At 66.1% G+C, this 18,973-nt stretch carries 20 protein-coding genes; 3 read left to right on the plus strand and 17 right to left on the minus strand.

Annotated features, from left to right (window positions below; translation table 11 throughout):
* Positions 1-6: 6 nt before the first annotated feature.
* The 6 genes from RJ527_02390 to RJ527_02415 are packed head-to-tail and all read right to left on the minus strand — an operon-like array spanning position 7 to position 4,505.
* Positions 7-630: a glutathione S-transferase family protein gene (locus tag RJ527_02390; protein WND76601.1), complete on the minus strand. Its 624-nt coding sequence runs from the start codon at positions 628-630 to the stop codon at positions 7-9.
* Between the two features lie 18 nt (positions 631-648).
* Positions 649-1,194, minus strand: coding sequence for a hypothetical protein (locus RJ527_02395; protein ID WND76602.1), 546 nt, complete (start codon positions 1,192-1,194; stop codon positions 649-651).
* A 4-nt stretch (positions 1,195-1,198) separates the two neighbouring features.
* Positions 1,199-2,293: an S-methyl-5-thioribose-1-phosphate isomerase gene (gene mtnA, locus RJ527_02400; protein ID WND76603.1), complete on the minus strand. Its 1,095-nt coding sequence runs from the start codon at positions 2,291-2,293 to the stop codon at positions 1,199-1,201.
* Positions 2,294-2,305: 12 nt separating this feature from the next.
* The gene (locus tag RJ527_02405; protein WND76604.1) at positions 2,306-2,920 is read right to left on the minus strand and encodes a DUF1330 domain-containing protein; all 615 of its coding nucleotides are present in this window, start codon (positions 2,918-2,920) and stop codon (positions 2,306-2,308) included.
* 22 nt (positions 2,921-2,942) lie between these two features.
* Positions 2,943-3,824, minus strand: a complete 882-nt coding sequence (locus RJ527_02410; GenBank protein WND76605.1) for an S-methyl-5'-thioadenosine phosphorylase — start codon at positions 3,822-3,824, stop codon at positions 2,943-2,945.
* A gap of 6 nt (positions 3,825-3,830) precedes the next feature.
* A complete protein-coding gene (locus RJ527_02415) occupies positions 3,831-4,505 on the minus strand; it encodes a dienelactone hydrolase family protein (GenBank protein ID WND76606.1) in 675 nt (224 codons plus the stop codon).
* 200 nt (positions 4,506-4,705) lie between these two features.
* Here RJ527_02415 and RJ527_02420 point away from each other — a divergent pair, with 200 nt between their 5' ends.
* From RJ527_02420 to traT, 3 genes are read left to right on the plus strand one after another with little or no spacing between them, the layout of a single operon-like run.
* Positions 4,706-5,320, plus strand: coding sequence for a DUF4136 domain-containing protein (locus RJ527_02420; protein WND76607.1), 615 nt, complete (start codon positions 4,706-4,708; stop codon positions 5,318-5,320).
* Between the two features lie 6 nt (positions 5,321-5,326).
* Positions 5,327-7,570 (plus strand): trypsin-like peptidase domain-containing protein, encoded by a 2,244-nt coding sequence (locus RJ527_02425; GenBank protein WND76608.1) that lies wholly within the window; start codon positions 5,327-5,329, stop codon positions 7,568-7,570.
* Complete coding sequence (traT, locus tag RJ527_02430) at positions 7,567-8,343, plus strand: complement resistance protein TraT (protein ID WND76609.1); 777 nt, start codon at positions 7,567-7,569, stop codon at positions 8,341-8,343. Before RJ527_02425 ends, traT begins: the two co-directional genes overlap by 4 nt.
* 21 nt (positions 8,344-8,364) lie before the next feature.
* On the opposite strand, the gene ychF is transcribed toward traT, so the two are convergent.
* The 11 genes from ychF to lgt all read right to left on the minus strand — a co-directional run bounded on the left by ychF (position 8,365) and on the right by lgt (position 18,970).
* Positions 8,365-9,465, minus strand: coding sequence for a redox-regulated ATPase YchF (gene ychF / locus RJ527_02435; GenBank protein ID WND76610.1), 1,101 nt, complete (start codon positions 9,463-9,465; stop codon positions 8,365-8,367).
* Between the two features lies 1 nt (position 9,466).
* Positions 9,467-10,096, minus strand: coding sequence for an aminoacyl-tRNA hydrolase (gene pth, locus RJ527_02440; GenBank protein WND76611.1), 630 nt, complete (start codon positions 10,094-10,096; stop codon positions 9,467-9,469).
* Positions 10,097-10,132: 36 nt separating this feature from the next.
* Complete coding sequence (locus tag RJ527_02445; GenBank protein ID WND76612.1) at positions 10,133-10,786, minus strand: 50S ribosomal protein L25/general stress protein Ctc; 654 nt, start codon at positions 10,784-10,786, stop codon at positions 10,133-10,135.
* Between the two features lie 157 nt (positions 10,787-10,943).
* The gene (locus RJ527_02450) at positions 10,944-11,795 is read right to left on the minus strand and encodes a hypothetical protein (protein WND76613.1); all 852 of its coding nucleotides are present in this window, start codon (positions 11,793-11,795) and stop codon (positions 10,944-10,946) included.
* 85 nt (positions 11,796-11,880) lie between these two features.
* On the minus strand, positions 11,881-12,462 hold the full coding sequence (locus tag RJ527_02455; protein WND76614.1) for a manganese efflux pump MntP family protein: 582 nt from the start codon (positions 12,460-12,462) through the stop codon (positions 11,881-11,883).
* 14 nt (positions 12,463-12,476) lie between these two features.
* Entirely contained in the window at positions 12,477-13,241 is a 765-nt protein-coding gene (locus RJ527_02460; GenBank protein ID WND76615.1) for an SDR family oxidoreductase, read from the minus strand.
* 49 nt (positions 13,242-13,290) lie between these two features.
* Positions 13,291-14,223, minus strand: coding sequence for a ribose-phosphate pyrophosphokinase (locus RJ527_02465; GenBank protein ID WND76616.1), 933 nt, complete (start codon positions 14,221-14,223; stop codon positions 13,291-13,293).
* Between the two features lie 170 nt (positions 14,224-14,393).
* On the minus strand, positions 14,394-16,052 hold the full coding sequence (locus tag RJ527_02470; protein WND76617.1) for a hypothetical protein: 1,659 nt from the start codon (positions 16,050-16,052) through the stop codon (positions 14,394-14,396).
* A gap of 125 nt (positions 16,053-16,177) precedes the next feature.
* Positions 16,178-16,966, minus strand: coding sequence for a peptidoglycan editing factor PgeF (pgeF, locus tag RJ527_02475; GenBank protein ID WND76618.1), 789 nt, complete (start codon positions 16,964-16,966; stop codon positions 16,178-16,180).
* Between the two features lie 55 nt (positions 16,967-17,021).
* Positions 17,022-18,155 (minus strand): SAM-dependent methyltransferase, encoded by a 1,134-nt coding sequence (locus tag RJ527_02480; protein ID WND76619.1) that lies wholly within the window; start codon positions 18,153-18,155, stop codon positions 17,022-17,024.
* Positions 18,110-18,970, minus strand: coding sequence for a prolipoprotein diacylglyceryl transferase (gene lgt / locus RJ527_02485; protein ID WND78004.1), 861 nt, complete (start codon positions 18,968-18,970; stop codon positions 18,110-18,112). Before lgt ends, RJ527_02480 begins: the two co-directional genes overlap by 46 nt.
* Between the last annotated feature and the right edge of the window lie 3 nt (positions 18,971-18,973).

An 18,973-nucleotide genomic window follows, 5' to 3' on the forward strand; every position in this document is an offset into this window, starting at 1 on the left:
AGTTCCTTATGCAAGCGGCTTGATCCCTTCCTGGGCCATCACCCGCTGCACCGCCGGCTGCGCCTCGACCCGATTGGCGAGGGCCCAGAGGGCCGGGAAGCCGTCCGGCGTCTTGGGCGTGCAGCGCAGGCCCCAGCGGGCATGCACCCAGGCCAGGCAATCGGCCAGGGTCATCTTGTCGCCGACCAGCCACTCGCGGCCTTCGGCCCAGCCGTTGGTGCGGGCGAGACAAGCGAGCCAGTTCTGTTCCGCCTTGGCCTTGATGCCGGCATGGGCGCTTTCGTCATCGGTCCAGCGGAACGGGCGCATGTTGATGGCGAAGGCCGGGTGCTCCTGCGACGCCATGAACATCAGCATCATCATCATCTGCCCATGTTCCCACGTACCCCGCGCCGGGGTCAGGTTGCCGCCGAACTTGTCGGACAAATACAACATGATGGCGACGCTTTCCGTCAGCAGGCCGTCGTCGGTGGCGAGCGACGGCACCTGATTGCGCGGATTGGTTTTCTTGTATTCCTCCGACGCCAGCACCTCGTCGGACACGGCGATGGCTTCGTAGTCGACGCCAAGGTCTTCGAGCAGAACATGAACGGCCATGGAACAGGCGCCGGGACGGTAATAGAGCTTCATGATGTTTCCTTGATATGGTCAGTTTCGGTCCAGAATGAATTTTTGTTGGGCCGGATCATAGCCCACCCAAAGCGCGTCGCACATGCCGTCGTCGATGCGCAGCCAGTTGCGGCAGGACGCGGGCAGAGCAAATCGGGCGCGGGCACCCGCAGGGATCGGCACCACGGTCGTCTTGTAGCCTGATCCATAGGGCGCGACGGTGCTGTCGCAGAGGGCGAATTGTTCGTCGCTGCCGATGTTCAGGCGCAGGGGGAACAGGCCCCCCGTGACATCCGGCAGCCGTTCCCAGCCATTGTCCGCGGACCCGCCCGGCTGAGACACCACGGCGACGTGGAAGTAATTCCCTTCCGGATTGACGCCGTCGCGCCAGGCATAAATCTCGTCGGCCACCCCGTCGCAGGTCAGGTCCGCCGTGATCTCGGTTCCGTTCGTGAAATCCTGGGCCCAGATCGTTCCGTACCAGTACCGCAGCAATCGATAGGCATCGCCGGCAAGGTCCGCGTACCCGACCTGAACCGTCAGGAACAGAATGACCAGGGCTGCCGCAATGACCTGACCCCACACCGGATCACGCCTTTTCCGGATAAAGGCCCCGCAGCCCCTCGGGGGTGGCGCGGGCGACGCCGCGTTCGGTGATCAGGCCGGTGACGAGGCGCCGGGGCGTCACGTCGAAGGCGTAATTGGCGGCGGGCGAGCCGTCGGGCGTGATGGTCACGGTCACGATGTCGCCTGCGTCGCTGCGCCCGGTCATGCGGGTGACCTCGTCGGGCGAGCGCTGTTCGATGGGAATTTCATGCACGCCGTCGTGCAGCGTCCAATCGATGGTCGGGCCCGGCAATGCCACATAGAACGGCACGTTGTTGTCGTGCGCCGCCAGGGCCTTCAGGTAGGTGCCGATCTTGTTGCACACGTCGCCATGGGCCGTGGTGCGGTCCGTGCCGGTGATGCACAGGTCGACCTGGCCGTGCTGCATCAGGTGGCCGCCCACGTTGTCGGCGATCACCGTATGGGGCACCCCGTGCTGGCCCAGCTCCCAGGCGGTCAGGCTGGCGCCCTGGTTGCGGGGCCGGGTCTCATCGACCCAGACATGTACGTCCACGCCCGCGTCATGGGCCTTGTAGATGGGGGCAAGCGCCGTGCCCCAGTCGACGGTGGCGAGCCAGCCGGCGTTGCAATGGGTCAGCACGTTGACGGGCCGGGATTTGCCGTGACGGGCCCAGATTTCCTCGATCAGCGGCCTGCCATGGTCGCCGATGGCGGAACAGATGGCGACGTCCTCGTCGGAAATCTCGGCCGCCCGCTTGTATGCCGCCTCGGCCCGCTGGTTGACCGACAAGGGGGCCAGGAGAGCCCGCATCTCGTCGAGCGCCCAGCGCAAGTTGACCGCCGTCGGCCGGGTCGCCAGAAGATCGTCGTAGGCCTTGGCAAGGCCCGCGTCCGACGGGTCCGCATGCATGGCGAGCGCCATGCCGTAGGCCGCCGTGGCGCCGATCAGCGGCGCCCCCCGCACCCACATGTCGGCGATGGATTGCGCCGCGTGCGAAACGTTTTCCAGGCGCCGGGTGACGAAATCGAACGGCAGGCGCGTCTGGTCGATGATTTCGACCGCCCAGCCATCGTCGGCGAGCCAGATCGTGCGGTAGGGTTTGCCGTCGACGTTCATGGCGCGTGCGGCCTAGGCCAGGGCTTCGGTGATGCAGATATCGCGGGTGCAGCCGCCGTCGAGCGCCTTGCGCGCCTCGGCGTACAGCGGAGAATCGTAATAGGCCGCGGCCGTTTCCCAGTTCAGGTGTTCGATCAGGGCGATGCGCGTCTGGGGGAAGCCCTCCATGGTCTGGACGCGCCCGCCGCGCACCAGGCCGCGGGCCCCCGCCGCCTGGATCGCCGGGGTCGCCTTGGCAACGTAGGCGGCCATCTTGTCGGCGTCGTGGACGGTCATATGCGCGCCGATCCAGTAAGCCACGGGCCCGGTGGTTTGCCCGCGCGGGGCCGGGTCCTCGATGCCTTCGACGATGAAGGTGTCGCGTTCGACCGCACCGTTCAGGATATGGGAATGGGCGTCTTCATAGGCCGGGGAATGATAGGTCTTGAGCGCCGTGTCGAAATCGGGGAATTCGATGATGACCACGCGGCCCTGCTCGTAGCCTTCCAACGACTTGACCTTGCCGCCCCGGGCCAGGAACGTGCCGCCCCCGGCGGCGATGGCCGGGCCGGCCTTTTCCGCATAGGCCTTCATCTTGTCGGCGTCGTGAATCTGAATCCGCAGGCTCATCCAATAGGCCTTGGGCATGGGGCGTCTCCTCCTTGGTATTTTAAAGCACCCGTCCGGCGACGGCCGACAGTTTCTGGATCATGTCCGGGTCGCGGGCGTCGGGGGCGGTGATCAGCGCGTGTTCCAGCGCGGTATGGCAGCCGTGGGCGCAGGTTTCCCCGCGGCCCGCAAGCTTGGGCGCAACCTGCTTGACCAGGGTGCGGCCCTTTTCCGCGTTTTCCAGCAGCACCTTGATGATGGCCTCGACCGTCACGTGGTCGTGGTCCGGATGCCAGCAGTCGAAGTCCGTGACCATGGCGACGGTGGCGTAACACATCTCCGCCTCGCGGGCCAATTTGGCCTCGGGCATGTTGGTCATTCCGATAACGTCACAACCCCAACTGCGATAGAGGTTGCTTTCGGCCAGGGTCGAGAACTGCGGGCCTTCCATGGCCAGGTAGGTGCCGCCGCGCACGGCGTCGATGCCGACTTCCCGGCACGCCGCCTCGACCGCGTCACCCAGCCGCCCGCAGACGGGATGGCCCAAGGCGACATGGGCGACCAGGCCCGTGCCGAAGAACGATTTCTCCCGCGCGAACGTGCGGTCGATGAACTGATCGGCGATCACGAAGGTGCCCGGCGGCAGGTCTTCCTTCAACGACCCGCAGGCGGAAACGGAGAGAATCTCCGTCACCCCCGCCCGTTTCAGGGCGTCGATGTTGGCGCGGTAGTTGACCTCGCTGGGCGGAATGCGGTGGCCGCGCCCGTGACGGGGTAGAAACACCATCTTCTGGCCCGCCAGGTCGCCGAACAGAAGATCGTCCGACGGCGCGCCGAACAACGACGCGACGGCCTCCCAGCGAGTGTTTTCCAGCCCGTCGATGTCGTAGATGCCGCTGCCGCCGATGACCCCGATGACGGGCGGCGTGCCGGGTGCCGTCATCTGCCCCTACCCCGCCAGGTGTTCGTCGAACAGGCGGAAGGTGCGGATGCTGGCGACCTGGGCGGCGTGCGGGTTGAACGATCCGCGCATGTCGCAATGGAAACCGTGATCGGCGTCATACAGATAAACCGGGCATTCGGGGTGGGCCTTGGCGATCTGGTCGACATCGGCGAGCGGAATGCCCTGGTCCAGCTTGCCGAAATGCAGGATGGTCGGGCCATTGGGCTGCTCGCCCACATAGGGCAGGATGCCGCCGCCGTAATAGGCGCTGGCGGCCTGGAAATCGAGCCGGCAGGCCGCGGCCCAGGTCACGACGCCGCCCCAGCAATAGCCGGTGATGCCGACCTTGCCCGCCTCGGCCGCCACTTTGCGGGCGGCTTCCACGTCCAGCAGCACGTTGTCGAAATTGGCGTTGCCGTTGTCCTTCATCACGCGGCCACGGGCGATGTCGTCCGGCGTGTAGCCGACCTCGAAACCCTTTTCGAAACGGTCGTAAAGGGCGGGGGCGACGGCCAGATAGCCGACCTCGGCGAAGCGGTCGCACAGGTCGCGAATGTGTTCGTTGACGCCGAAGATTTCCATGATGACGACGATGCCGCCACGGGGCGTGCCTTCCGGATCGGCGCGGTAGCCGTGCAATTGGAAGCCGTCGCCGGCGGTCAGCGTGATGTCTTGTCCCATGATGTTCCTCCCGGGGAATGGTCTTGCAGGTTTGGCGGATAACCTAGCGCAGGCCCGGGCAGGGCGGAAGCCGAAAGGGGAGCAAGGCGATGTTGGTCCATGCACCCGAAACCATGTTTGATTGAATTTCTTGCCGATGAAGATCAACACATGATAGAGTTTTCCACATCAGAACATACCATGAACTTAGGGAGGCACTCATGGTTCGGAAATTTCTTGTCGTCGTCTTCTTGCTCGGCCTTTTACAGGGATGCCTTAGGCAGGTTCAATCCAACGTCGCCGTGTTCCACAGCCTGCCCGCGGCCAAGACCTACGGTACGATTTTTCTTTCGGGACCGAACGACGAGATCAGCAACTCCCTCGAATTCCGCAGCCATAGTGCGGTCCTCGGCGGCAAACTGGCACCGCTCGGCTTCCGCGTCGTCGACAGCATTGAAAATGCGGATTACTTGGCCGTCCTGAGCTACGCCATCGACAGCGGCCGGCAGGAAACGAGTTCCTATACCATGCCGCGGCACGGATCGACGACCAGTTACGTCGGCGGCTACGCCGTCACCTCCTACGGCATCACCGGCTACACGACTGTCACGGACAATTACACTGTCTATACCCGGCAGGTGGCGCTTGATATTTTTGATGTCCGCCAATCGAAGGAAAAGCCGACCAAGGTGTATGAAGCCCGTGCGACCAGCCAAGGCACGTGCGGCACCATCGTAGCCATCCTGCCCAACATAATGGATGCGATCCTGACCGATTTCCCGGGCACAAGCGGCGAATCCAAAAGGATCAACGTCGAATGGAACGGCAAATGCTGATCGGCCATGGCTCTTCCCGCTGAAGATACAGGTGACGCGGTCTGGCGGCAGGCGCGTCGTCTCATGGTCCTGGTTGCGGCGGTTCTTGCCACCGCCTGCCAGACTCTGCCTACCGCCGCGCCTCCATCCGGCAACGAAGCAGCCGCCGTGTCGCGGCCGTTCTATTCGCCCTTCTACGACCGAGCCGACCATCTGGCCGATTTCATCGCCGCCGGCGACCTGGATGGCGCCGACCGTCTGTATATGGAACAGCAGACGGTCTTTGACGCCGACACCGCGCCACGCACGCGGGATTTGCTCGATACCCTGGCCGCCCGCCTCACCGTCCGTCACGAACGGGCGCTTACCGACGCCCTGGCGGGGCTGCGGGCGCTGCCGGACCCTGTGCCGATGGCGGACTGGCCGCGCACCGCCGACGCCCTCAAGGCGGCAACGGCCGCCCTGAACGCCTATCCCACCGCCGGGTTGCTCGCCGATCCGGCGCGCGAACCTGCGGCCCTCCCCGCCCTGCGCACCGAACGGGACAGGCTGGCGGACAAGCTGCGGATGGCCGCCGCGACAGCCTTCCTCGCCTTCGACCACGGCCAGGGCCGCGCCTTCGCCGATGCCTACCCCCTGGCCGTCGACACGGCCGGCCTGATCGCCGAAACCTGGGCGGCCCTGCGTCCCCGGCTGGCCCGCTGGGACGCCGCCACCCTGGTGCGCTACGGCAAGACCTATGAACGGGAACTGGCCGAGGCCGGCCGCGCCGCCGACCTGGGCGCGCTATATGCCGCGCGGGTGGCCCGCGACAACGGCATCGCGGGCAACCGATCGCCCCTGGTTGCCCTGGCCTTGGTCGCCGCCGCCAAGCGGGCGGGCCTCGTCGCATCCCCGCCGGCGGGGGCGGAGATCGCCCTGGTCGAGGCGACCAGCCAGACGTTGCTCCGCCACGGGCAGATCGACTTTCCCGTCGGCGTTGACATCGACCTGCCCGTGAAAATCGTCAAATCATCCCTTGATGCCGCCTTTGCGCCGGCGGCAAAAGGCCCACGCCTGGTTATCGTTCTGGAAGTCGCCCTGGCCAAGGCAAGCCGCAGGGTCAGCCAGCTTGACCGGGTCCCCTCCATCCTGTTTCTGCCGGCAGGCGGCACGGTGTTGTTCGACAATGAAACCGGCGGCGCGCAGGCTGCCCGGCGCAGCATGACGCAAGTTCAGGGCAGTGTGCCCCTGGCCGGCAATATCCCGGGCCATCCGGCCGTGGGCGCAAACGCCGCCGCCGCGCCTGTGTTTTATCAATACAGCTACGAACGCGCCCGCATCTCCGCCCGTAAAACAATGACCGTGAACTACTATCTGGTCGACCGCCATGCCGGCGCTTACGTGAAATCCACCTTCGACGTCGCCGAACAGGAACGCTTCGAAGTCGTCTACAACATCGCCCGCGCCGATACCCGGTACCGGCACGTCATCGAAACCTCGGACAGCGAAGGCGATGTGGACGACTTTGAAAAAGCCAGCAGCGCCGTCGCCTTGTCGCAAATCCTGGTCCACTCCCTAAGCCGGGCGGGCCAGCAGCGGAAATGGCGCAGCCTGGAATCCTTTTACGACGAGTTGACCCGCGACAAGAACACCGCAATCGCCGCCTATAAGGACACCGATTACGCCGCCCGCCCCCTGAACGACCCGCGCTTCGACAGCGTCGTCGCCATTTATACAGGGCCCGGCAGCCTGGGCGCCGGATTCTACGTGCAGTCAGATGTGGTTTTGACCAACTGGCATGTTGTCGATAACCGACGCATCGTCGAACTGCGCAAGTACGACGGCACGGAAACCTTCGGCTCTGTCCTGGGCAAGGATATCCGCCTGGACCTGGCCTTGATCCGCGTGCAGTCACGCGGCCGGCCCGTCGCCTTTCGCCGCGCCGCACAGTTGGACATCGGCGCCACGGTTGAAGGCATCGGCCATCCCCACCGCCAGGAATTCTCCGTCACCCGCGGCGTGGTCAGCGCAATCCGCCAGGAACACAGCATCAACCTGCCCAAACGGGCCGGCGACAAGGTGCTTTACGTACAGACCGACGCCGCCATCAACCCGGGTAATTCCGGCGGCCCCCTGTTCCTCGGCGACACCGTGATCGGCGTCAACACCTGGGGATATGTTCCGGAATATGCCGACAACCTCAGCTTCGCCGTTCATTACGGCGAGGTGCTGACCTTTCTCAATGAACACCTGCCCGGCTTTGCCGAAACGAACAGGAGACCCCGATGATACGCGCTGTCCGCTCCGCTCCCCGTTGCCGCCGGTGGTGGCGATTGCCGGCCCTGCTGGTAGCCCTGGCCGGCGCCGGCTGCACCGTCCAGGACAACCGTATGGGCATGGTCAAGAACCCGGATACGGGCCTGATGTTCGGGTCGGTCATCGAACGCAATCTCGTCACGGATCCCAGCTTCTTCCGCAACACGGGCATCAAGGTCCGCACGCGGAACACGTCCGGCGATCGTGCCTTCGACCTGAGCGCCTTCCAGGAAACGCTGGTGAAGGCCTATGAGCGGAAAGGCTACACCCGGCCCGACGGCGGCGACTTCGGCCTGTTGATGGATGTGAACGTCATCTATTCCGGACAAATCCAGCGCAACCTGTCGGCGGAATACAGCCTGCTTGCCGCCACCGCCGGCACGGGGGCGGCGCTTTTGCAGTCGGAATCCGCCTTCACGGTCCTGGGCGCGCAATTGGCCGGCGCGGCCTTCGGCGCCGTGGCCGGCAACTTCGTCACCGAAGACACTTATATCGTCGTGGCCGAGGTCACCTTTGCCGTGCTCAAGGAATACAGAACCTCGAAGAAACGGGTCACCTTCTCACGCAGCGAGAAATTGAAGAACGTGGACGACCCCGACGAGGACAAGGAAATCTTCCTGCGCGGCCTCAAGAAAACCTTCGATACCTCAATCGCCGTTTTCGCCGGCGGCACGAACATCCGTCAGAACGAAATTTCCCGACAGGTCAAACAGCGGATGGTGGACATCATCGGCGACTTCATCTGATATCCCGCTTCCGAACTTCCCCTACACGTTGAACCGGAACAGCATGATGTCGCCGTCCTTGACCACGTACTCGCGGCCTTCCTGGCGCATCTTGCCGGCGTCCTTGGCGGCCTGTTCCCCGCCCAGCGCCACGAAGTCGTCGTAGGCGATGGTTTCGGCGGCGATGAAGCCGCGTTCGAAATCCTTGTGGATCACGGCCGCCGCCTGCGGCGCCTTGGTGCCCTTGTGGATGGTCCAGGCGCGGGCTTCCTTCGGGCCGACGGTGAAATAGGTGACCAGGCCCAGAAGCTCGTAGCCGGCGCGGATCACGCGGGCCAGGCCCGTTTCCGCCAGGCCCAGGCTTTCCAGAAATTCCTTCTTTTCCGCCGGATCGTCCAACATCGCGACCTCGGCCTCGATGGCGGCGGAGATCACGACGCTGCCCGCCCCCTGGGCCGCCGCCATTTCGGCGACACGGTCGGACAGGGCATTGCCCGTGGCGGCCGAGCCTTCGTCGACGTTGCACACGTAAAGCACCGGCTTGGCGGTCAGCAGTTGCAGCATGCGGAAGGCCTTGCCCTCGCCGTCCTTCAGCTCGATCTTGCGCGCCGGCTGGCCGTCGCGCAGCAGGTCCAGGCAGCGGTTGACGATCTCAAGCTGCTTGGCCGCGTCCTTGTCCTGGCCGCGCGCCTTCTTGGTCAACGGATCGACCCGTTTTTCCAGGCTTTCCAGGTCGGCCAGCATCAGTTCCGTTTCCACGGTCTCGGCGTCGCGCACGGGATCGACGGTGGCTTCCACATGGACCACGTTGCCGTCCTCGAAACAGCGCAGCACATGGCAGATGGCCTCGACCTCGCGGATGTTGGCGAGAAACTGGTTGCCCAGGCCTTCGCCCTTGGAGGCCCCCCGGACCAGCCCCGCGATATCGACGAATTCAAGCTGCGTCGGCACGGTCTGGGCCGACTTGCCGATGGCGGCGATCTTGTCCAGGCGCGGGTCGGGCACGGCGACCCGGCCCGTATTGGGCTCGATGGTGCAGAACGGAAAATTGGCGGCCTCGGCCTTGGCCGTCGCCGTCAGGGCGTTGAAAAGGGTCGACTTGCCGACGTTGGGCAGGCCGACGATGCCGCAGTTGAAGCCCATCTTAGTCCTTCTTTTCCTTGTCTTGGCCGCCGGCGTCCTGTCGCCGGGGCGCATTCGGGCGTGGCGGCTTGAGGGCCAGCGCCACCCGGTTCTGGAACCCGGCGTCGTCGCCGGAGATCAGCAGGTCCGCATTGTCGGCGACGGCGTCCAAAAGCGTGTCCCGCCACGCCTGATCCTCTTTCGAGAAATCCTTCAGCACATGGCCGACGACCTTGTCCTTGTCGCCGGGGTGGCCCACGCCGATGCGCACGCGGCGGAATTCGGGGCCGATATGGGCCTGGATGTTGCGCAGGCCGTTGTGCCCGGCATGGCCGCCGCCGGTCTTGACCCGCAGCTTGCCCGCCGCCAGGTCGAGTTCGTCATGGAACACGACCAGGTCGGCGGGTTTCAGCTTGTAGAAGGTCATGACCGCCTGAACGGCGCGGCCTGACTCGTTCATATAGGTCTGCGGCTTGAGGACGAGCACCTTGCCGCCGGCAATCGTGCCTTCGGCAAGGTCACCGTGAAACTTGGTCCGGTAGGGGCCCAGCCGCCAGCGGCCGTGGATGGCGTCCACGGCCATGAAACCGACGTTGTGCCGGTTGTCGCGGTAGGATGGACCCGGATTGCCGAGCCCCACCAGAAGCAGCATGGAACGCCCTCCCCGGAACCGATCCGGACGAGAGGATTACTCCTCGCCGCCCTCCTCGTCTTCGCCTTCCTCGGCCTCGTCGCCTTCGGCTTCGGCCTGGGCTTCGGCGGCCTCGTCCTTGACCACCGTCGGCGCGGCGATGGTGACCAAAACGAAGTCACGGTCGGTGATGGTCGGCTTGACGTCGGCGGGCAGGCCGGCATCCGAGATGCGCAGCGCATCGCCGATGTCCAGACCTTCGAGGGACAGGGTGATCATGTCCGGAATGTTTTCCGGATCGCAGCGCACTTCGACTTCGTGGCGCACCAGGTTCAACACGCCACCGCGCTTGATGCCCTTGCACTTGTCCTCGTTTTCGACGTGGACCGGGATCATGACGGTAATGCGGGTACCCTTGCCGATGCGCATGAAATCGACATGCAGCGGGGCGTCGGTCACGGGGTGGAACTGCACGTCACGCGGCAGCACGCGATGATGATCGCCCGCGACGTTGAGGTCCATAAGCATGGAAAAGAAGCCGGGCTTATGCAGATGACGCATAAGTTCGACGGGTTCGACGGAAACCAGGATCGGATCCTTGTGATCCCCGTAGATCACGGCCGGAACGCGGCCGGACCGGCGGGTTGCGCGGGCTGCCCCCTTGCCTGCCCGATCGCGGGGTTCCGCCGTCATGGTGGTGTTACCAGACATGGCATAACTCCGTATCAGTTTGAAAAGCCCCGGCCTCCAGGGGTGCCGGCGGCGAAATTCCCCCTCTCGAGGGCGCGCATACATAGCCCCAAGGGGTGCGGGGGTCAATACCGGCGGTAAACAGGCGGAAACGGGCCGTTCCCGGGGCGGACTCGGCCTAATAGGCGCCGCCCAGGACGAACCGCACGATCCCGGCGGCAACCTCCGCCTCCTGATCGATGAAGCCGTGCGGTGAGCGGCCCTTGCAGGCCTCGAGGCTGTCGCCGCCGCTTGATCCGGGTCCGCCGGTCACCGTCACCACCTGTTCGCGGCTGCCGTTGGTCTTGTCCGTGATGTCGGACGCCAGGTTCGGCGGCGTGCGGATGCAGGTATCGTCGGCGTGAACCACCACCAGAACCGGCATGCGGACATTCTCCAGCGGCACGGAAAACACCGAGTCCGCGACCCATGGCTTGGCCGCGCCGATCTTGCCCGAGGTCACCGGCGAGGTCATGACCACCCCGTCGGGCGCCTCCGGCCCGGTCAGGCGCGACGCCCCGTTGGCCGCCGAGATGCCGCCGCGGCTGGTGCCGACCAGCCATACGGGCAGGCTCGTGCGCCGGCGGACGTCGGCGATCACGCGGCCAATATCCTCGGCATGGGCGGGCGCGATGCGGAACCCGCCGAGCCCTTCGCCGCCGTGGTGGTCGCTGGGCGCATCCAGCAGCGCCGTCACCATGCCGCCGTCGTGAAACAGGGGGCGCGAGCGGATCAGGGAATTGCCCTTCAGTTTGCGTGGGCAGCCGTCGCCGTCGAGCTTGATGAAGCCGCTGCCGCCCGGCAGCAGAACCAGGGCCGCGCGCGCGCCTGTGGCGGGTCCGGCCAAGCTGTAGCGCAGTTCCGCGCCGTCGTGGCCGGCAAGCGAAACAACCTCGCCGCAGGTTTCCGCCCGCGCCGGGCCGGGCGCCGCCAATGAACAGATTGCAATGAAACTCAGAAACCCGAAACCGACACGCCGAAACCGCCGCATGGCCATGAGCCCTCCGATGAACCTGACGCGAATATAGCAAAATCCGCAATCTCTGGCGCGGGCGATTTCCGGCGAACGGGCGTCCTCAGACCCCCGTCATATGGGTATAGAAGATATAGACCCCGATGCTGATCAGAACAGCACCCCCCACGATCTCCGCCCGGCGGCCCAGCATGCGCCCGACGCGGGGACCGATCAGTAGGCCCAGGGTGCTCATGGCGAAGGACACGGCGCCGATCACCGCGACCGTGCGCCAGATGTCGACGGCGATGACCGACAGCGCCACCCCAACGGCGGCGGCGTCGATGCTGGTGCCGATCACCGTGGCGATGTTGCCCAGGATGCCGCGCTTGCCGCGCGGGGCGGGCGCCTCGTCCACGCCGTCTTCGTCGGCGCCGAACAGACCTTCATAAAGCATGTGCCCGCCGACCCCGCCCAGCAGGACCAGGGCGATCCAATGATCGGCCTCGGTCACGTAATCGGCGAAGCGAGCCGCCAGCAGGAATCCCAGCAGGGTCATCGCCGCCTCGCTGGCGCCGAACATCAGGCCCATGCGTGCGGCGGGGATGAAGGTGCGGAAGCGCCCGGACGCCCCCCGGCCCAGGGACACGGCGAAGGCGTCCGCCGACAGCCCGAAGGCGATGGTCATGACGGCAAGGAAAGACATGGTTTTCTCCAGGCTTACTGCGCCGTCCAGCCGCCATCGACGACCAGGGACGCCCCCGTCATCAGGCTGGACGCGTCGGAGGCCAGAAACACGATGGCACCCATCAGGTCCTCGACCTGCCCCAGGCGGCCCAGCGCGATCTTGGATTTCACGAAGGCGACGAAATCGGCGTCGGCCAGAAAGCCTTCGGTCATCGGCGTTTCGGTGAAGGTCGGGCAGATCGTGTTGACCCGGATTCCCTGCCCGCCCAGTTCCCAGGCCATGGCCTTGGTCGCCCCCTCGATGGCATGCTTGGTCGCGCAATAAATCGTGCGCTTGGGCCCGCCGACCAGACCCATCTGCGACGACACGTTGATGATGGAGCCGGGCAGGCCGGCCTCGACCAGCCCCTTCACCACCGCCTGGGCGACGAAGATGGCGGCCCGCACGTTCAGGTTCGTGACCGCGTCGTAATCTTCTTCCGTGACTTCCAGCAACTCCTGCGGGCGGTTGCCGCCGGCGTTGTTGAACAGAATCTGGAACGGCCCGCGGGCCGCGATCTCGGCCTGCATGCGGGCGGTGTCGGTGACGTCCAGGGTCAGGGCCTCGGCATCCTGACCACGGGCGCGGATCGCCTCGGCGGCGGCCTCGACCTCATTACCCGTGCGCGCGCAGAGCGTGACATGGGCCCCCGCCTCGGCCAAAGCGGCGGCGGCGGCCAGGCCGATGCCCCGGCCGGCGCCGGTCACCAGGGCCTTGCGGCCGTCCAAGCGAAACGAGGGAGTCTTCGGCAGATCCATGATCCGGTCGTCCTTACGTATTGAGTCTCTCAGGCGACGGGAACCGGCCTTAGTTGAACAGCGACGACACCGAGCTTTCCTCGGAAATCCGGCGCATGGCCTCGGCGATCAGGGGGGCCACCGTCAGCTGTTCGATGTTATGGGCGACGCGCACGGCCTCGGTCGCCATGATGCTGTCGGTGACGCACAGCCGGTCCATGGGCGACGACGACACCCGCGCCACGGCCCCGCCGGACAGAACCCCATGGGTGACATAGGCGGAAACCGCCTCGGCCCCCTCTTCCATCAGCGCCACGGCGGCGTTGCAGAGCGTGCCCGCGCTGTCGACGATGTCGTCGACCAGGATGCAGCGGCGGCCCTTGACGTCGCCGATGATGTTCATGACTTCGGACACACCCGCGCGTTCGCGGCGCTTGTCGATGATGGCAAGATCGCCGTCCAGGCGCTTGGCCAATGCCCGGGCGCGCACCACGCCGCCCACGTCCGGCGACACGATGACCAGATCGGCGCCGTTCTCGCGGTCTTGGATGTCCTTGGCCAGCACGGGCTCGGCATAGAGATTGTCCGTCGGGATGTCGAAGAAGCCCTGAATCTGGCCGGCGTGCAGGTCCATGGTCAGGACCCGGTCCGCACCCGCTTCGGTAATCAGGTTGGCGACCAGCTTGGCCGAGATCGGCGTGCGCGGGCCGGACTTGCGGTCCTGACGGGCATAACCGAAATAGGGAATGACGGCCGTGACCCGGCGGGCCGAGCCGCGGCGCAGCGCGTCCAGCGTGACCAGCAGTTCCATCAGGTTGTCGTTGGCGGGGAACGAGGTCGACTGGATGACGAAGACGTCCTCGCCGCGCACGTTCTCCTGAATCTCGACGAACACCTCCATATCGGAGAATCGCCGGATCGAGGCCTTGGTCAGCGGCAGATTGAGATAGGCGGAAATCGCCTCTGCAAGCGGCCGGTTGGAATTGCAGGCAATGATTTTCATGGCTGCGCACTTTCGTTTTGCGTCCGAAGGCGGAGCAAAACCACCCCTGGAAATGCCCGGCGCCGAGCGCCGGTAGGGCCTATTCCCCTGTTCGGCGCGCGGACTCTAACAACGCCGGCCCTGCCTGTAAACGATCTTTCATAACCATTTAATTTCAATTAGTTATCGCATTATCGCCGGGGTGGCGGGATGGCTTCGCCGGGGTCCCAGGGAAGAGTCTCTCCGCTTTGCGCGGGCGGGGGCACTGCATCGGCGGGTAATCGCCGGGCGAACGGGCGGGCCTTATCCCCAAGCACCCGTTGAATGCCCACGACCGCCCCCATGGCGACGTTAAGCGCCGTGTCCCCCCAATTGTCGTCGAGTGCGCCCGCCGAAACCGTGTTGTTCTGCTCGGCGCTGCCCAGCGCCTTGCCCTCCGTGGTTTCGACCGACCATACGATGCGGGCGTTCTGCTTGCCGTCCTTGGGCTCAGACATGACGACCAGGCCGCGCACCAGGAACCGTGCCTGGCGCGGGTCGTCGGTGACGTTCTGGTCGCGCGCGCGCAGCACGCGCTTCAAGGCCTCACCCAGCAGGCGGTTGCCGTTGCCGGGTGCGCCCGTGACCTCGGCGATCAGAAAGGAATTGGCGGCGTCCTGGTCATGGCTGCGCAGAGTCGGCGGCGTGAACGTGTCCTCGACGACCTTTTCGCCGGCCGCGTCCTCTGGGCCGAGCACGCTTTTTTCCTCTGCCGGCGGCGGCGGAACGTCCCCGGCGGCCATCCCGGCGCGGGAGGCCTCCAACTCTTCCTGGGCGGTCATCTCGGGGGGGACGCCCTTGGTGACGGGGGCGTCGGGCGGCACCAGATGGTCCTGCAACTTGGCGATCACCCGCTTGGGCCCGCCGGGCGTGGGCAGGTCGGGATTGTCGAGATTGTCCGGCACGCCCAGGCCACGGCCCTCGGCCAATGTGCGTTCGCGCTCTTCCCAACCGCCGATGACCTCGTGGATGCCGTCGACGGCGGCGGCGGCGATCAGCCGCGCGGTCGGCATCCATTGCGTATCGAAGGTGCCCGAGGGCACGGTGTTGTCCTGTTCCGCCTTGCCGACCTCCTTGCCGTCGGGGCGCGTCAGGCGCCAGGTGATGCGCACGCCCTGGCGGCCCTGGACCGACGGCGAAACCTCCATCAGCCCGGTCAGTACGTATTTCGCCTGCTCGCGGTATCGGGTCAGGCGCGTGCCGCGCGCCTTCAGGGCCTCGGCAATCGCGCGGGTCAGGGAAAAATCACCGTCGCCGGGCGCCCCTTCGACCGGCATCACGAAGATGCCCTTGTCGGGGGCCGGCTCCGCCTGGGCCGGGGCGATCCCGGCCAGGATGGCGGCGACCCGATGGGCGACGTCCTCGGCGACGCGGATGATGACCTCGGGCGTGCCGAATTCCCATTCTCCGCTTGTCGCGTCGACGGGTTGTTCCAAATCGGCCAGCAGCAGGCCGTCCTTGTTGGACAACTGCCAATGGATGGTGACGTAGGGAATGGCGTTGGGATTCTTGTCGTGGTGGGCGCGACCGTGAAGAATGTATTCGGAAGCGTCGAAGGGGGCGACCCCGGCGGGCAGGCCGTAGGGTTCGAACGAATCGACCGTGGTCCGCGCCAAAATCTTGGACATGATGGGCGCCGTGCCCTCGATCGGGTTGACCTGGATCCCCTGGGTGAAGGTGCCGTGGACGATGGCGTTGCCGACACTGTCCACCTCGCCCGGGGCGAAGACGCGCGGCACGGGCGCGCAGGCGGCCACGGCCAGCGCCGCCGCCGCAAGAACCCAGATTGCGAGTTGAACCGTTGCCCGCAAGGCCGTCCGTCCTTCGGCTTTCCGCGCCATCAGGCGATGGCGCCCCTAAACTATAACGCAGGTGACGAGAATCACCGCGAGCCCCACGAACGTCAAGACCGCCAGATATGGCATGGCCCCGGCCCTCAGTCCGCCGCCAGCGCGACCACGGCCAGTTCGCGCCCGTAGTCAGGCTCTCCCTGGTGGGTCGCGCGGCGGTAGCTGTAGAACCGGCCGGCGTCGACATAGGTGTCGAGACCCACGTCATGGGTGCTGGCCAGGTTCAGGGCCGCCAGCCGGTCCATGATGAAGCCCGCCAGATCGAACTGGTAATGGCCGGGCCGCCCGCCGCCGGCGAAGTACTTGTCGTGGTCGGCGTGACGGTCCGCGAAGGCGTCCTTCATGTCCTGGCCGACCTCGTACGATTCCTGACGGATGCAGGGACCGAGGGCGGCGTGGATGCCGGTCCGCTTGGCCCCCTCCGCCTCCATCCGGGCGACCGTGTTTTCCAGCACCCCGGACATCGCCCCCCGCCAGCCCGCATGGGCGGCGGCGACCACGCCCGACGTGCCGTCGGCGAACAGCACGGGCGCGCAATCGGCGGTCAGAATGCCGAGCGCCAGGCCCGGCCGGCGGCTGACCAGGGCGTCGGCCTTTTCCATGGCGGCGCGGTCACGGGGGGCATCGGCGGTCCACACATCCGGCGAATGCACCTGATGGACCAGGGCCAGATCATCCACCCCCAGACCCATCGCCGCCATGGCGCGGCATTTGTTTTCCCGCACGTGGCCGGGATCGTCCTTGGACCCCTGCCCGCAGTTCAGCCCGGCGTAAATGCCGCCTGAGACCCCGCCCCGGCGGGTGAAGAAGCCATGCGTAACCCCAGCCTGATCGGCCAGGTTGGGCGCGCGGACGATGTCGAGGGAATCGGTCATGGAGACTTTTACCTTGTTCGCACGGGCCAGTTCAAATCACGGATTCCGACACAGCCTATTCAAATCCGGGCGGCGCGGGCAGGCCCGGATGCTGCACAGCCAGGACCCGGAACAGGCGGCCCATCTGGCCGGCCCCGGTCAGGCGGGCGAGGGCCGCGTCGATCCCGTCCTTCTGGCGGGCATCGGCCTTGGCGGCCAATGCCTGCGCCCGCGCGCCGATGCCGAGTGCGGTCAGGAAATCGCCTTGCCCTTTGGGCCCGAAAGTCACGGCCCCTGCCTGGATGCAGGTCTGGGCCAGTTGCTGAAAATCCACATGGGCGGTCAGGTCCGCCTCGCCCGGATCGATCAATACATCCGCGTATTGATGATCCCTCACCGCCTGAAGGGTGTCGCCGGGGGCACTGCGGTCGTGGCCGTAATCGACGATCAGCGCCGCCCCGCCCTGCTCGGCCAGCCGCGCCGCCAAGGTGTGACCCTTGCGCAGGCCGACGGGGCAGATTTCGATCAGGCTGCCCTCGGGCGCTTGGTCCAGGGGCGGCGGGATCAGCGGGCTCGCCGCCTGGGCCCCCGACAGGACGAAGGCAAGTGCCGCCGCGTCCGCGTCCCAGGCGACCAGACGTTCGCGCCAGCCGTCGGGCCCGCGCAGGAATTGACGGATCGGCAGGGCGTCGAAAAATTCGTTGGCGATGACCAGGGCCGGGCCCGCCGGCACCTGGGAAAGGTCGTTCCACCATTGCGGCGTCACACCGGGATGGGCGGCGGCCAGGGTTTCCCGCTGCTTGTCACGCAACACCGGGCTGGTTTCGACCAAGTGTACCTGCACGGCCGCCCGGAAAGGTGCGACCGTCGCCACCGCGCGCAGCGCATCCGCCATCAAGGTGCCGCGCCCGGGGCCAAGTTCGACCAGATGCACGGTGCCGGGTGCGTCCATGGCCTGCCACTGCACGGCGGCCCACAGGCCGATCAGTTCGCCGAACATCTGGGAGATTTCCGGCGCCGTGGTGAAATCGCCGGCCACGCCTAAGGGGTCGCGGGTCATGTAATAGCCATGGGCCGGGTTGCCCAGGCATTCCTCCATGTAGCGGGCGACGGTCAGCGGCCCTTCCAGGGCGATGCGGCGGCGGAGATGCTCCAGCAGCCCCGTCATGCGCCCGCGTCGGCCGCCCGGTTGGCGCGCCAGATCAGCCACAGGCCGAAGGCGATCATGGGCAGGGACAAAAGCTGACCCATGGTCGCCCCCTGGAACAGGAAACCGAGGTAGGCATCCGGTTCGCGGAAAAATTCAGCAGTGATGCGCGCCGCGCCATAGCCGACGAAGAACACACCGGCGAGGAAGCCCGGCCGCGCCCGCAGGCCCGGCCGCCGCCACAGCACCGCCATCACCACGAACAGCACAAGACCTTCGAGCACCGCTTCGTAGATCTGGCTGGGGTGGCGCGCCATCGGACCGCCATGGGGGAACACCATGGCCCAGGGCACATCGGCCGCGCGGCCGAACAACTCGCCGTTGATGAAATTGGCGATGCGCCCGAAGAACAGGCCGATGGGCGCCGTACAGCCCAGCATGTCGGCGAAGGTGAACAGCGGGATGTCCCGCTTGCGGCAAAACAGGATGGTCGCGACGCAGACCCCCAGCAGGCCGCCATGGAACGACATGCCGCCCTGCCACACGGTCAGGATGTTCAGGGGATGCTCGAAATAGAATCCGGGCTTGTAGAACAGCACGTAGCCGAGCCGCCCGCCCAGGACCACGCCGATGGTCGCCCAGACCAGAAAATCGTCGACGGCGAGGCGGCTGACCACGGGTTCGCGGACCTTCGTGGTCTTGCCGTCCTCATCCAAAACCTGGATATCGCGCAGCGGCAGGTCGCCGGTCATGCGCAGCATGTAACGCCAGCCCAGGATCAGCCCGCAGATATAGGCCAGGGCGTACCAGCGGATGGCGAAGGGACCGATCTCAACGATGACCGGATCGATGGCCGGAAAAGCCAGAACGGGAAGAATAAG

Source organism: Thalassospiraceae bacterium LMO-SO8, assembly GCA_031655335.1.
Classification (GTDB): Bacteria; Pseudomonadota; Alphaproteobacteria; order Rhodospirillales; family Casp-alpha2; genus UBA1479.

Excerpts from the sequence above, each read along its gene's own strand:
- pth (WND76611.1), bottom strand. The coding sequence starts at position 10,096 with ATGCTGCTTCTGGTGGGGCTCGGCAATCCGGGTCCATCCTACCGCGAC.
- traT (WND76609.1), top strand. The coding sequence starts at position 7,567 with ATGATACGCGCTGTCCGCTCCGCTCCCCGTTGCCGCCGGTGGTGGCGA.
- RJ527_02460 (WND76615.1), bottom strand. The coding sequence starts at position 13,241 with ATGGATCTGCCGAAGACTCCCTCGTTTCGCTTGGACGGCCGCAAGGCC.
- RJ527_02465 (WND76616.1), bottom strand. The coding sequence starts at position 14,223 with ATGAAAATCATTGCCTGCAATTCCAACCGGCCGCTTGCAGAGGCGATT.
- RJ527_02425 (WND76608.1), top strand. The coding sequence starts at position 5,327 with ATGGCTCTTCCCGCTGAAGATACAGGTGACGCGGTCTGGCGGCAGGCG.
- RJ527_02420 (WND76607.1), top strand. The coding sequence starts at position 4,706 with ATGGTTCGGAAATTTCTTGTCGTCGTCTTCTTGCTCGGCCTTTTACAG.
- RJ527_02410 (WND76605.1), bottom strand. The coding sequence starts at position 3,824 with ATGACGGCACCCGGCACGCCGCCCGTCATCGGGGTCATCGGCGGCAGC.
- pgeF (WND76618.1), bottom strand. The coding sequence starts at position 16,966 with ATGACCGATTCCCTCGACATCGTCCGCGCGCCCAACCTGGCCGATCAG.
- RJ527_02415 (WND76606.1), bottom strand. The coding sequence starts at position 4,505 with ATGGGACAAGACATCACGCTGACCGCCGGCGACGGCTTCCAATTGCAC.
- RJ527_02390 (WND76601.1), bottom strand. The coding sequence starts at position 630 with ATGAAGCTCTATTACCGTCCCGGCGCCTGTTCCATGGCCGTTCATGTT.
- mtnA (WND76603.1), bottom strand. The coding sequence starts at position 2,293 with ATGAACGTCGACGGCAAACCCTACCGCACGATCTGGCTCGCCGACGAT.
- RJ527_02445 (WND76612.1), bottom strand. The coding sequence starts at position 10,786 with ATGTCTGGTAACACCACCATGACGGCGGAACCCCGCGATCGGGCAGGC.
- ychF (WND76610.1), bottom strand. The coding sequence starts at position 9,465 with ATGGGCTTCAACTGCGGCATCGTCGGCCTGCCCAACGTCGGCAAGTCG.
- RJ527_02450 (WND76613.1), bottom strand. The coding sequence starts at position 11,795 with ATGCGGCGGTTTCGGCGTGTCGGTTTCGGGTTTCTGAGTTTCATTGCA.
- RJ527_02405 (WND76604.1), bottom strand. The coding sequence starts at position 2,920 with ATGCCCAAGGCCTATTGGATGAGCCTGCGGATTCAGATTCACGACGCC.
- RJ527_02455 (WND76614.1), bottom strand. The coding sequence starts at position 12,462 with ATGTCTTTCCTTGCCGTCATGACCATCGCCTTCGGGCTGTCGGCGGAC.